10 protein-coding genes and 1 pseudogene are annotated in these 13,170 nt (G+C 70.4%); 9 read left to right on the top strand and 2 right to left on the bottom strand.

Annotated elements, in window-relative coordinates; translation table 11 throughout:
• Window positions 1-13: 13 nt before the first annotated feature.
• The gene (gene hisS / locus AC4OXY_RS13260) at window positions 14-1,276 is read left to right on the top strand and encodes a histidine--tRNA ligase (protein WP_356021978.1); all 1,263 of its coding nucleotides are present in this window, start codon (window positions 14-16) and stop codon (window positions 1,274-1,276) included.
• 120 nt (window positions 1,277-1,396) lie between these two features.
• Here the strand turns inward: hisS and AC4OXY_RS13255 are convergent.
• Window positions 1,397-1,882, bottom strand: a pseudogene (locus tag AC4OXY_RS13255) (ATP-binding cassette domain-containing protein); the annotation flags it as partial.
• Window positions 1,883-2,026: 144 nt separating this feature from the next.
• On the opposite strand from AC4OXY_RS13255, the gene AC4OXY_RS13250 reads away from it, so the two are divergent.
• From AC4OXY_RS13250 to rpsD, 3 genes are all read left to right on the top strand, one after another.
• Window positions 2,027-2,683, top strand: a complete 657-nt coding sequence (locus tag AC4OXY_RS13250; RefSeq protein ID WP_356036852.1) for a vitamin K epoxide reductase family protein — start codon at window positions 2,027-2,029, stop codon at window positions 2,681-2,683.
• A gap of 58 nt (window positions 2,684-2,741) precedes the next feature.
• Window positions 2,742-4,097, top strand: coding sequence for a replication-associated recombination protein A (locus tag AC4OXY_RS13245; protein ID WP_356036849.1), 1,356 nt, complete (start codon window positions 2,742-2,744; stop codon window positions 4,095-4,097).
• A gap of 302 nt (window positions 4,098-4,399) precedes the next feature.
• On the top strand, window positions 4,400-5,014 hold the full coding sequence (gene rpsD / locus AC4OXY_RS13240; protein WP_031161776.1) for a 30S ribosomal protein S4: 615 nt from the start codon (window positions 4,400-4,402) through the stop codon (window positions 5,012-5,014).
• Window positions 5,015-5,035: 21 nt separating this feature from the next.
• On the opposite strand, the gene AC4OXY_RS13235 is transcribed toward rpsD, so the two are convergent.
• On the bottom strand, window positions 5,036-7,237 hold the full coding sequence (locus AC4OXY_RS13235) for an ATP-binding protein (RefSeq protein WP_356036846.1): 2,202 nt from the start codon (window positions 7,235-7,237) through the stop codon (window positions 5,036-5,038).
• Between the two features lie 161 nt (window positions 7,238-7,398).
• Here AC4OXY_RS13235 and AC4OXY_RS13230 point away from each other — a divergent pair, with 161 nt between their 5' ends.
• From AC4OXY_RS13230 to mltG, 5 genes are all read left to right on the top strand, one after another.
• Window positions 7,399-7,833, top strand: a complete 435-nt coding sequence (locus tag AC4OXY_RS13230) for a DUF948 domain-containing protein (RefSeq protein ID WP_356036844.1) — start codon at window positions 7,399-7,401, stop codon at window positions 7,831-7,833.
• Window positions 7,834-7,849: 16 nt separating this feature from the next.
• The gene (locus AC4OXY_RS13225) at window positions 7,850-8,209 is read left to right on the top strand and encodes a hypothetical protein (protein ID WP_356036841.1); all 360 of its coding nucleotides are present in this window, start codon (window positions 7,850-7,852) and stop codon (window positions 8,207-8,209) included.
• The gene (gene alaS, locus AC4OXY_RS13220) at window positions 8,209-10,881 is read left to right on the top strand and encodes an alanine--tRNA ligase (protein WP_356036839.1); all 2,673 of its coding nucleotides are present in this window, start codon (window positions 8,209-8,211) and stop codon (window positions 10,879-10,881) included. The genes AC4OXY_RS13225 and alaS overlap by 1 nt, the downstream gene beginning before the upstream one ends.
• Window positions 10,882-10,906: 25 nt before the next feature.
• Window positions 10,907-11,371 (top strand): Holliday junction resolvase RuvX, encoded by a 465-nt coding sequence (gene ruvX, locus AC4OXY_RS13215; RefSeq protein WP_071378283.1) that lies wholly within the window; start codon window positions 10,907-10,909, stop codon window positions 11,369-11,371.
• Between the two features lie 123 nt (window positions 11,372-11,494).
• Complete coding sequence (gene mltG, locus AC4OXY_RS13210; RefSeq protein WP_491993968.1) at window positions 11,495-13,165, top strand: endolytic transglycosylase MltG; 1,671 nt, start codon at window positions 11,495-11,497, stop codon at window positions 13,163-13,165.
• Window positions 13,166-13,170: the final 5 nt, after the last annotated feature.

Genomic DNA, 13,170 nt, shown 5'->3' with positions numbered 1-13,170 from the left:
GAGAGAGCCTTCCGTGAGTACCTTCCAGGCCCCCAAGGGCACCTACGACCTGATTCCGCCGGACTCCGCCACGTACCTCGCGGTGCGCGAGGCGATCGCCGCTCCGCTGCGCAACTCGGGTTACGGCTATATCGAGACACCCGGCTTCGAGAACGTCGAGCTCTTCGCGCGCGGTGTCGGCGAGTCCACCGACATCGTCACCAAGGAGATGTACGCCTTCGAGACCAAGGGCGGAGACAAGCTCGCCCTGCGCCCGGAGGGCACGGCCTCCGTGCTGCGCGCGGCCCTCGAAGCCAACCTGCACAAGTCGGGCAACCTCCCGGTCAAGCTCTGGTACTCCGGCTCGTACTACCGCTACGAGCGTCCGCAGAAGGGCCGTTACCGGCACTTCTCCCAGGTCGGCGCCGAGGCGCTCGGCGTGGAGGACCCGGCGGTCGACGCCGAGCTGATCATCCTGGCCGACCAGGCGTACCGCTCGCTGGGCCTGAGCAACTTCCGCATCCTGCTGAACAGCCTGGGCGACCAGGAGTGCCGGCCGGTGTACCGGACCGCGCTCCAGGACTTCCTGCGCGGCCTGGACCTCGACGAGGACACCCTGCGCCGCGCGGAGATCAACCCGCTGCGCGTCCTCGACGACAAGCGCGAGTCGGTCCAGAAGCAGCTCACGGGCGCCCCGCTGCTGCGCGACTACCTGTGCGACGCCTGCAAGGCGTACCACGAGGAGGTCCGCGAACTGCTGACCGACGCGGGCGTGGCCTTCGAGGACGACCCGAAGCTGGTGCGCGGTCTGGACTACTACACCCGCACCACGTTCGAGTTCGTGCACGACGGTCTGGGCTCCCAGTCCGCGGTGGGCGGCGGCGGCCGCTACGACGGTCTCTCCGAGATGATCGGCGGCCCCGCGCTGCCCTCGGTCGGCTGGGCCCTGGGTGTCGACCGCACGGTCCTCGCCCTGCAGGCGGAGGGCGTGCAGCTGGCCCTGCCGTCCACCACGTCGGTCTACGCCGTCCCGCTCGGCGAGGAGGCCCGCCGGCTGCTGTTCGCGAAGGTCACCGAGCTGCGCAAGGCCGGGGTCGCGGCGGACTTCTCGTACGGCGGCAAGGGCCTGAAGGGCGCCATGAAGAACGCCAACCGCAGTGGCGCCCGCTACGCCCTCGTGGCCGGCGAGCGCGACCTCGCCGAGGGCGTCGTCCAGCTCAAGGACATGGAGTCCGGCGAGCAGACGGCGATCGCGGTGGACGGGATCCTGGCCGAACTGCAGTCCCGGCTGGGCTAGTCGAACGGTGAGAGGGGCGCCGGAGGTCTCTCCGGCGCCCCTCTCGCTTTCACCGCTCCAGCAGGCCGTGACGCATCGCGCCGGTCACCCCCGACTTGCCGAAGATCCGACGGCGAGGCGGTCGGCGAGGAGGCGGATCAGGTCCCAGAACCGGCGGCGGGCGGCCGGGTCGAAGCCGGTGGTCGGCACGTCCGGGCGGCGCCGCTGACCGCCGGAGAGCGCCTTGACCCGGCTGCCGGGCTTGTCCTCCAGGCCGACCGGGCCGACGACCTGCTCCGGGTCGCGCGGGCGCGGGGAGGAGCGGGTGACGTGCCGCACCGTCTCGCGGACCGTCAACTCCACGGGCGCCGATTCGTCCTGCCGGACGATTCCCACCCGGGATCTCCACGCGCGCGTGCCCGTCGCCGGGACCGTGCCGAGAACGGACACCTCGCCGGCGTCCCGGGACCGGTTGCCCTGGAGGATCTCCACCGCGGTGGCCCGAGCAGACCGACCACCTCACCGCGCAGGATTCCCAGGTCGAGCCCGTCGACGGCGGTCCTGCCCCCGTACCGCTTGCACAGCCCCCCGGACGTCCACCGCTCGTTCGTTCGCGTGTGCTGTCATGCCCCCGGGCCTCGGCCGGAACCGAACGGTCCGTGACCACCGCGCGTACCTCCTTATGTCCTTCGAACGGTGGGCACACATGCGCGTGCGGCACAATGACCCGTGCCCGAAGTTGGTCCAAGTCTCAAGCGACGGAATCGGCGGATGAGCAAGACGACAGTCAAAGACGTCTCCACAGATCCCGGGTCCGAGCGTCCCGCCGACGCCCCCCGCACGGTGGGCGGCAGCCGCGCCTTCGCCCTGCTGCTGGTGATCACCGGCGCGGCCGGTCTGCTGGCGGCCTGGGTCATCACGCTCGACAAGAACAAGCTCCTCGAAGCGAAGATCGCGGGGAAGACGTTCACGCCGGGCTGCAGTGTCAACCCGATCGTGTCCTGCGGCAGCGTCATGGAGAGCAAGCAGGCGGCCGCCTTCGGCTTCCCGAACCCCTGGCTGGGCCTGGTCTGCTACGGCATCGTCGTCTGCGTCGGCATGAGCCTGCTGGGCCGTGCCCGCTTCCCGCGCTGGTACTGGCTGACCTTCAACGTCGGCACGCTCTTCGGTGTCTGCTTCGTCACCTGGCTCCAGTTCCAGTCCCTGTACCGGATCAACGCCCTGTGCCTGTGGTGCTCGCTGGCCTGGGTCGCCACGATCACCATGTTCTGGTACGTGACCTCGTTCAACGTCCGCAACGGCTTCCTGCCGGCGCCGGGCCGGCTGAAGCGGTTCCTCGGCGAGTTCACCTGGGTGATCCCGGTGACCCACTGCGGCATCATCGCCATGCTGATCCTGACCCGCTGGGGCAGCCAGCTCTGGGCCTGACCCGGACCGACCCGCGGCCGGAGCCGGGTTGTCAGTGCGGTGATTTAGGGTTTTGGGCGTGGAACCCGACCTCTTCACCGCAGCGGCGGAAGAACGCCAGGAGAAGGACCCGGCAGGCAGCCCCCTGGCGGTGCGGATGCGTCCGCGCACCCTCGACGAGGTGGTGGGCCAGCAGCATCTGCTGAAACCCGGCTCCCCGCTGCGCCGGCTGGTCGGCGAGGGGTCCGGCGGCCCCGCCGGGCCCTCCTCGGTGATCCTCTGGGGCCCGCCGGGCACGGGCAAGACGACGCTGGCGTACGTCGTCTCCAAGGCGACGAACAAACGCTTCGTGGAACTCTCCGCGATCACCGCGGGGGTCAAGGAGGTCCGCGCGGTCATCGACGGGGCCCGCCGCGCCACCGGCGGCTTCGGCAAGGAGACCGTCCTCTTCCTGGACGAGATCCACCGCTTCAGCAAGGCCCAGCAGGACTCCCTGCTCCCGGCCGTCGAGAACCGCTGGGTGACGCTGATCGCGGCCACGACGGAGAATCCCTACTTCTCGGTGATCTCCCCGCTGCTCTCCCGCTCCCTCCTGCTCACGCTCGAACCGCTCACCGACGACGACATCCGGGGGCTGCTGGGGCGCGCCCTGAGCGACGAGCGCGGTCTGAAGGACGCCGTCGCCCTGCCCGACGACACCGCGGAGCACCTGCTGCGCATCGCCGGCGGCGACGCCCGCCGGGCCCTGACCGCCCTGGAGGCCGCCGCCGGCGCCGCCCTCGACCAGGGCGAGGGCGAGATCAGCCTGGAGACGCTGGAGCAGACCGTCGACCGGGCCGCGGTCAAGTACGACCGCGACGGCGACCAGCACTACGACGTCGCCAGCGCCCTCATCAAGTCCATCCGCGGCTCCGACGTCGACGCGGCCCTGCACTACCTGGCCCGCATGATCGAGGCCGGCGAGGACCCCCGCTTCATCGCCCGCCGCCTGATGATCTCCGCGAGCGAGGACATCGGCCTGGCCGACCCGAACGCCCTGCCCCTCGCGGTCGCCGCCGCCCAGGCCGTCGCCATGATCGGCTTCCCCGAGGCCGCCCTCACCCTCAGCCACACCACCATCGCGCTCGCCCTCGCCCCGAAGTCCAACGCGGCGACCACCGCGATCGGCGCCGCGATGGAGGACGTCCGGGCGGGCCTGGCCGGCCCGGTCCCGCCCCACCTGCGCGACGGGCACTACAAGGGAGCGGCCAAGCTCGGCCACGCGCAGGGATACGTGTACCCGCACGACCTTCCCGAGGGCATCGCCGAGCAGCAGTACGCCCCGGACGCCCTGAAGGACCGCACGTACTACACCCCGACCCGGCACGGGACCGAGGCCAGATACGCCGACGCGGTCGAGTGGACCAGGAAACACCTCGGTCGCAAGCGCTCCTGAGCACCCTGTAGACTGCCCCGAAGTGCTGAGTCCCGCGCTGTCAGAGCGGGACAGTCAGCCGGAGATCCGGTCCCTCGCGGACTGACTCCAGGAGCGTCGCGCACCGTCGATCGGTGTCGCGGGCAGCCCACCACCACTCGGAGTCCCGGGACGGTCGGTGGGCCACTCGCGTGCTGCACGTATGTGCCCAGACCAGGGAAGCGGCTGCCCGGCAGGTCCCTCGGGACCCGGCGGGTTTTCCCGGCTGCGGATGCGACCTCCCTAACCCTGACGAGCCGAACACTACGAAAGAGATTGAGACAGTGGCGAACCAGTCCCGCCCCAAGGTCAAGAAGTCGCGTGCCCTCGGCATCGCGCTGACCCCGAAGGCCGTCAAGTACTTCGAGGCCCGCCCCTACCCGCCGGGTGAGCACGGCCGTGGCCGCAAGCAGAACTCGGACTACAAGGTCCGTCTGCTGGAGAAGCAGCGTCTGCGCGCGCAGTACGACATCTCCGAGCGCCAGCTGGTCCGCGCCTACGAGCGTGCGTCCAAGGTCCAGGGCAAGACCGGTGAGGCCCTGATCGTGGAGCTCGAGCGCCGTCTCGACGCCCTGGTCCTGCGTTCGGGCATCGCCCGCACCATCTACCAGGCCCGTCAGATGGTCGTCCACGGCCACATCCAGGTCAACGGCCAGAAGGTCGACAAGCCGTCCTTCCGTGTCCGTCCGGACGACGTCGTGCAGGTCCGCGACCGCTCCAAGGAGAAGACGCTCTTCACGATCGCCCGTGAGGGTGGCTTCGCCCCCGAGGGTGAGACCCCGCGCTACCTCCAGGTGAACCTCAAGGCCCTGGCGTTCCGCCTGGACCGTGAGCCGAACCGCAAGGAGATCCCGGTGATCTGCGACGAGCAGCTCGTCGTCGAGTACTACGCCCGCTGATCCCAGCCCCGGCGTACGTTCTCAGCCCGCCGTCTCCCTGCCCGGTCCTGCCGGGCGGGCGAGGCGGCGGGTTTGCGTTTCCCGTCGTCCGAACGGTTCCGGCCGGTGGGGGCCGACCGCGCGGTTCCGCGCGTCCCCCGCGGGGCGCTCGTGCCCCAGCGCACGCGCCACCGCCGCGGCGCGGTCGAGCCGGGCCCCTTCCCGCACGCACTCCTCGTACCGCGCGTCCCCCAGCGCCTGCCGGGCCAGCGCCGCACAGCGCTCGTGCGGGGCGTCGAAGTACGCCGAGCCGAACAGCGGCAGCCCCACCGACGGCCACAGCCGGGCCGCCGCGCCCTGGAGCACGGCCGCCTCGGCCGCGTCGCCCTCGGTCACCGTCACCAGCGCCAGCAGCTCCAGCGTCAGCACCTCGGCGAGCAGATCACGGAACGCGTGGGCATGGCCCAGGCAGTCCGCCAGCAGCACCCGCGCGCGGGCCGGCTCGCCGTCCAGCCAGGCGGCGTACGCCAGCACGTACAGCGCGTACGAGCGCGCCCAGCGCTCCCCGTGGTCCTCGCACACCTGCCGTACGTCCTCGCACAACCGCACCGCGTCCGGCAGATCGCCCTGGAAGGCCCGGGTCATCGCCAGCTCGACCTGGGCCATCAGGACGTTGCTGTTCAGCTCGCCGATCTCCTGATAGCGCTCCAGCGCCGACCGCAGCAGCGTTTCTGCGCGCGCCATGTCGTCGCTGACCAGGGCCAGACATCCGGCGCGGTGCTCGGCGTACGCCACCGCCGTCGCATCCGCGGCCCGCTCCGCCTGCTCCCGGCACTCCCGCAGCGCCGCCAGCGCCGGCACGGTGTCGCCCTGGAGGATCGCCACGTAGCCGAGCACCCACAGCGCCTTCAGCCGGGACTGCTCGTACTCCGACTCCAGCTCCACGCCGCGCTCCAGCCAGCGGCGCCCCTCCGCGAGCCGCCCGCACCCGACCCAGCAGAACCACAGCGACCCCGCCAGGCACTGGCCGAGGTGCGCCTCGTCCGGCTCGGTCAGACAGAACTCCAGCGCCGCCCGCAGATTCGGCAGCTCCGCCTCGACCCGCTCGGCGATCTCGTGCTGCCGGGGCGAGAACCAGTCCAGCTCGCACCAGGTCGCGAGGCCCAGGTACCAGTCCCGGTGCAGCCTGCGCAGCCTGCCCGCGTCCCCGGCCGCCTCCAGCCAGTCGGCGCCGTAGGCCCGGACGGTGTCCAGCATCCGGTAGCGGGGGCCGGCCGGGGTGTCCTCGCGGGTCACCACGGACTGGACCAGCAGCGCCGACAGCACGTCGAGCACGTCCTCGGCGGGCAGCCCGTCCCCGCTGCACACGTACTCGGCCGCGTCCAGGTCGAAGGTCTGCGCGAACACCGACAGCCGCGCCCACAGCAGCCGTTCGGCCGGGGTGCACAGCTCGTGGCTCCAGCCGATCGCCGTGCGCAGCGTCTGATGCCGGGCGGGCGGCCCGCCGGGCACCGGGTGGGCGCCATCGCCGCGGGCGTCCGCGACCAGCAGCCGGAACCGGTCGTCCAGCCGCTGCACCAACTGCGCGGGGGACAGGGCCCGCACCCGCCCGGCCGCCAGCTCCAGCGCGAGCGGGATCCCCTCCAGCCGGCGGCACAGCTCGCGCACCTCGGGACCGTCGGACACCGTCAGCCCCTGCTCCCGGGCCCGGTCCGTGAACAGCTGCACCGCCTCGTCCGCGCCGAGCGGCGCCAGCGGGAACAGCCGCTCGCCCGCCAGCCCCAGCGGACGCCGGCCCGCGGCCAGCACCCTCAGCCGCGGCAGCTTGCGCAGCAGTTCCGCGGTCAGTTCGGCACAGGCCGCCGCCAGATGCTCGTACCCGTCCAGCACCAGCAGCACCGGGCGGCCGGCGAGGTGCTCCAGCAGCGTCTGGCGGGGCAGCCGGGCCGTGTGGTCGGTCAGCCCGAGCGCCTCCACCACCGCGTACTCCACGAACTGCGGATCCCGTACCGCCGCCAGCTCGACGCGCCCGGCCACGGCACCCGATGCGGCGCCCCATCCGGCGGCGGCCCGCGCGGCCAGCCGGGACTTGCCGACCCCGCCGGCCCCGGTCACGGTCACCAGCCGCGCCTCGCCGAGCGCCGCCGCCAGCCCGGCGAGTTCGGCCGTGCGCCCGACGAAAGTGGTCAGTTCCAGGGGCGGATCACCGTCGGGGAAGGGGTCTGGGCGCTGAGGACCTCGCATGGGACACGGAGCGTACTGAAGTGTGTTCATTCCGTACAATCGCTTCCCGCAACTCCGTCCGCACCACCCGGTAATCCGGTACGGAGCCCCGGCCCCGGCGCGATAGGCTCGGGACGCTGGTTTTCGATGTTTTCGATGTTGAGGCACGTTTCAGGGAGCGGGTGCGCACAGTGTCCGGTGGAGAGGTGGCCGGGATCCTGGTGGCCGTCTTCTGGGCGATCCTGGTCTCCTTCCTCGCGGTGGCACTCGCGAGGCTGGCCCAGACGCTCAAGGCGACCACCAAGCTCGTGGCGGACGTGACCGAACAGGCCGTCCCGCTGCTCGCCGACGCCTCCCAGGCGGTGCGCTCCGCGCAGACCCAGATCGACCGCGTCGACGCGATCGCCACGGACGTCCAGGAGGTCACGTCGAACGCCTCCGCGCTGTCGACCACCGTCGCCTCCACCTTCGGCGGCCCGCTGGTCAAGGTCGCGGCCTTCGGCTACGGCGTGCGCCGGGCGCTGGGCGGCCGCAAGGAGGACGTGCCCGCCAAGGCGCCCCGGCGTACCGTGATCGTGGGCCGCACGGTCCCCGCCGCGCGACGCAAGCGGAAGTAAGGACTGAGACCGAGCGATGTTCCGTCGTACGTTCTGGTTCACCACCGGCGTCGCCGCCGGTGTGTGGGCCACCACCAAGGTCAACCGCAAGCTGAAGCAGCTGACCCCGGAGAGCCTCGCCGCCACCGCGGCCAACAAGGCCCTGGAGACCGGTCATCGGCTGAAGGACCGCGCGGTGGGCTTCGCGCTCGACGTCCGCGACAACATGGCCGTGCGGGAGGCCGAGCTGGAGGAGGCCCTCGGGATCCACGAGGACCCCGAACTCCCGGCCCCCCGGCGCCTCACCGCCATCGAGGCGAGCCCGGGCACCAACCGCACCCCACCGAAGTACATCGAAGCCCCTATGTACTCGTACAACCGGAATGAGGACCACTGATGGAGTCGGCTGAGATCCGCCGCCGCTGGCTGAGCTTCTTCGAGGAGCGCGGGCACACCGTCGTGCCTTCGGCGTCGCTCATCGCGGACGACCCGACTCTGCTCCTCGTCCCCGCCGGCATGGTGCCCTTCAAGCCCTACTTCCTGGGCGAGGTCAAGCCGCCGTTCGACCGCGCCACCAGCGTGCAGAAGTGCGTGCGCACGCCGGACATCGAAGAGGTCGGCAAGACCACGCGCCACGGCACGTTCTTCCAGATGTGCGGCAACTTCTCCTTCGGCGACTACTTCAAGGAAGGCGCCATCACCTACGCCTGGGAGCTGCTCACCAGCCCCCAGGACAAGGGTGGTTACGGCCTGGAGCCGGAGAAGCTCTGGATCACCGTGTACAAGGACGACGACGAGGCCGAGCGCATCTGGCACGAGGTCGTCGGCGTGCCGAAGGAGCGCATCCAGCGCCTCGGTATGAAGGACAACTACTGGTCCATGGGCGTCCCCGGCCCCTGCGGCCCCTGCTCCGAGATCAACTACGACCGCGGCCCCGAGTTCGGCGCCGAGGGCGGTCCCGCCGTCAACGACGAGCGGTACGTGGAGATCTGGAACCTCGTCTTCATGCAGTTCGAGCGCGGCGAGGGCATCGGCAAGGACAACTTCGAGATCCTCGGCGAACTGCCGAGCAAGAACATCGACACGGGCCTCGGCCTGGAGCGCCTCGCCATGATTCTGCAGGGCGTGCAGAACATGTACGAGATCGACACCTCCATGGCCGTCATCGACAAGGCCACCGAGCTGACCGGCGTCCGCTACGGCGACGCCCACGCCTCGGACGTCTCCCTGCGCGTGGTCACCGACCACATGCGCACGTCGGTGATGCTCATCGGCGACGGCGTCACCCCCGGCAACGAGGGCCGCGGCTACGTCCTGCGCCGCATCATGCGCCGTGCCATCCGCAACATGCGCCTGCTCGGTGCCACCGGTCCGGTCGTCCAGGACCTGATCGACACCGTGATCCACATGATGGGCCAGCAGTACCCCGAGCTGATCACCGACCGCGAGCGCATCGAGAAGGTCGCCCTCGCCGAGGAGAACGCCTTCCTCAAGACGCTGAAGGCCGGCACCAACATCCTCGACACCGCCGTCACCGAGACCAAGCAGTCCGGTGGCACGGTCCTCTCCGGCGACAAGGCCTTCCTGCTCCACGACACCTGGGGCTTCCCGATCGACCTCACCCTCGAAATGGCCGCCGAGCAGGGGCTGTCCGTGGACGAGGACGGCTTCCGCCGCCTGATGAAGGAGCAGCGGGAGCGCGCCAAGGCCGACGCCCAGGCCAAGAAGACCGGGCACGCCGGCGCCGGTGCCTACCGGGAGATCGCCGACAAGGTCGGCGAGACCGACTTCATCGGCTACTCCGACACCGAGGGCGAGTCCACGATCGTCGGCATCCTGGTCGACGGCGCCTCCTCGCCGGCCGCCACCGAGGGCGACGAGGTCGAGATCGTCCTCGACCGCACCCCGTTCTACGCCGAGGGCGGCGGCCAGATCGGCGACACGGGCCGGATCAAGGTCGACTCCGGTGCCGTCATCGAGGTCCGCGACTGCCAGAAGCCGGTCCCGGGGGTGTACGTCCACAAGGGCGTCGTCCAGGTCGGCGAGGTCACCGTGGGCGCCAAGGCCCACGCCTCGATCGACAACCGCCGCCGCAAGGCCATCGCCCGCGCCCACTCCGCCACCCACCTGACCCACCAGGCGCTGCGCGACGCCCTCGGCCCCACGGCCGCCCAGGCCGGTTCCGAGAACCAGCCCGGCCGCTTCCGCTTCGACTTCGGCTCCCCGTCCGCCGTTCCCACGGCCGTGATGACCGACGTCGAGCAGAAGATCAACGAGGTGCTGGCCCGCGATCTCGACGTGCACGCCGAGATCATGGGCATCGACGAGGCCAAGAAGCAGGGCGCCATCGCCGAGTTCGGCGAGAAGTACGGCGAGCGCGTCCGCGTCGTGACCATCGGCGACTTCTCCAAGGAGCTGTGCGGCGGCACGCACGTGCACAACACCGCCCAGCTGGGCCTGGTGAAGCTGCTCGGCGAGTCGTCCATCGGTTCCGGTGTCCGCCGTATCGAGGCCCTCGTCGGTGTGGACGCCTACAACTTCCTCGCCCGGGAGCACACGGTCGTCGCCCAGCTCCAGGAGCTGATCAAGGGCCGTCCGGAGGAGCTTCCGGAGAAGGTCTCCGCCATGCTCGGCAAGTTGAAGGACGCCGAGAAGGAGATCGAGAAGTTCCGCGCCGAGAAGGTGCTCCAGGCCGCCGCCGGTCTCGCCGAGTCGGCCAAGGACGTGCGCGGTGTGGCCGTCGTCACCGGTCAGGTCCCGGACGGCACCACGCCGGACGACCTGCGCAAGCTGGTCCTCGACGTGCGCGGCCGCATCCAGGGCGGCCGGGCCGCGGTTGTGGCCCTTTTCACGGTCACGGGCGGCAAGCCGCTGACCGTCATCGCCACCAACGAGGCCGCCCGCGAGCGTGGTCTCAAGGCCGGTGACCTGGTCCGCACCGCCGCCAAGACCCTCGGCGGCGGCGGTGGCGGCAAGCCGGACGTCGCCCAGGGTGGCGGCCAGAACCCGGCCGCCGTGGGCGAGGCCGTCGACGCCGTCGAGCGCCTCGTCGCCGATACCGCCAAGTAACGGGCACGCAAGGAAACGGTCAGAAATGCGCAGAGGACGTCGACTCTCGATCGACGTCGGGGATGCCCGGATCGGGGTCGCCTCGTGCGACCCCGATGGGATCCTCGCCACACCGGTGGAGACGGTCCCCGGCCGCGACGTCCCCGCCGCCCACCGTCGGCTGCGGCAGCTGGTGGAGGAGTACGAACCGATCGAGGTCGTCGTCGGCCTTCCTCGCTCCCTCAAGGGGGGCGAGGGCCCGGCCGCGGTCAAGGTCCGGGCCTTCGCCCAGGAGTTGGCCAAGGGCATCAAGCCGGTGCCGGTCCGCCTGGTGGACGAGCGGATGACGACCGTGACGGCCAGTCAGGGACTGCGTGCTTCGGGGGTGAAATCGAAGAAGGGCCGCTCGGTCATCGACCAGGCCGCCGCTGTGATCATCCTCCAGCAAGCCCTCGAATCCGAACGGGTGTCAGGTAAAGCACCGGGCGAGGGCGTCGAAGTGGTCATCTGATCGCGATACGGTAACGTTCCGCGCGATGTGCCGGTGTTCGAACAGCCGGGACACAAGAAGAGGCGGAACGGAAGCCGGCCCACCGGCCACGTGACCGCTCGGCCTCGCGGCTCTAGGGGATCGATGACTGAGTATGGCCGGGGCCAAGGCTCCGAACCGTGGCATCCGCAGGACCCGTTGTACGGGGACGGCGGATGGGGAGGGCAGCAGCCGCACGACGGCTCGCAGCCCTACGGCGGCCAGCCGCAGCACTACCCCCAGCAGCCGCAGCAGCACGGCGGCTGGAGCCAGGGGCAGCAGCCCGGATACGGCCATGAGCAGTACCCGTACTACGACGAGCAGGGTCAGCAGCAGTACGCCGGTCACGCCCAGCAGCAGTACCAGCAACAGGGCGGCTGGGACGCGACCGGCACCCACGGTCAGGTGCCGTACGCACCCGACCCCGGCGACCCCTACGGCCGACAGCCCGGTGGCTACGGCGGGCAACAGCCCGATTTCTACGGCACCGACGACGCCTACCCGCCGCCGGAGCCGCCCGGCCGCAGGCGCCCCGAGCCGGATCCGGAGCTCGATCCCGACGCCGTGCCCGAGGAGGAGACCCACCCCTTCTTCACGGGCGCCGACGATGACGACGACGATGACGATGCGCACGAACTCGCCGACCGGTCGGAGCGGCGCGGCAAGGGCAAGGGCAAGAAGCCTGCCAAGAAGAAGAAACGGCGCACCGGCTGCGCCTGCATGGTGGTCGTCCTGGTCTTCGGCGGCGGCCTCGGCGGAGTCGGATATTTCGGCTACAAGTTCTACCAGAACCGTTTCGGCACGGCGCCGGACTACGCGGGCAGTGGCAACGGCGAACAGATCACGGTCGTCATCCCCAAGGGCGCCGGCGGCTGGACGATCGGTGACAAGCTGAAGGAGGCGGGTGTCGTCGAGAGCGCGGCCGCGTTCGTCTCCGCGATGCAGGCGAACCCGGACGGCAAGACGCTCCAGGACGGCGTCTACACGCTGCAGAAGCACATGTCCGCCGCGAGCGCGGTGCAACTGATGCTCAGCCCGAAGAGCCGCAGCAACCTCATCATCGCCGAGGGCCTGCGCAACACGGCGGTGTACGACCTCATCGACACGCGCCTCGGCGTGGCGGCGGGCACCACGGCGGGCATCGCCAAGAAGGACTACAAGCAGCTGGGTCTGCCCGCCTGGGCACTGAACCACCCGAACCTCAAGGACCCGCTGGAGGGCTTCCTCTATCCCTCCAGCTACGCGGTGACCAAGGGCCAGAAACCCGAGGACGTCCTCAAGAGCATGGTGTCCCAGGCCAGCTCCAAGTACCAGGAACTGGGCCTGGCGAACAAGGCCAAGTCGCTGGGCCTCGACAGCCCCTGGCAGTTGCTCACTGTGGCGAGCCTGGCGCAGGCCGAGGGCACGAGCCACGACGACTTCCGCAAGATGGCCGAAGTCGTCTACAACCGCCTCCAGCCCGACAACCCGCAGACCTACGGGCGGCTGGAGTTCGACTCCACGTACAACTACGTGAAGAACCAGAGCAAGATCGACCTGAGCGTCACCGAGCTGCGCAAGTACGACAACCCGTACAACACGTACTTCACGAAGGGCCTGCCGCCGGGCCCCATCGACAACCCCGGCGAGGAGGCCATCCAGGGGGCGCTCAACCCGACGCACGACGGTTGGTACTACTTCATCTCGATGGACGGCAAGACCAGCCAGTTCACCAAGACGCTCGCCGAGCACGAGAAGTTGGTCAACGAGTGGAACGCGTCCAGGAACAAGGGCTGAGAACA

The organism is Streptomyces sp. HUAS MG56 (assembly GCF_058673395.1).
The sequence above is the reverse complement of the archived record's forward strand: the minus strand, read 5'-3'. Positions and strand labels throughout refer to the sequence as shown.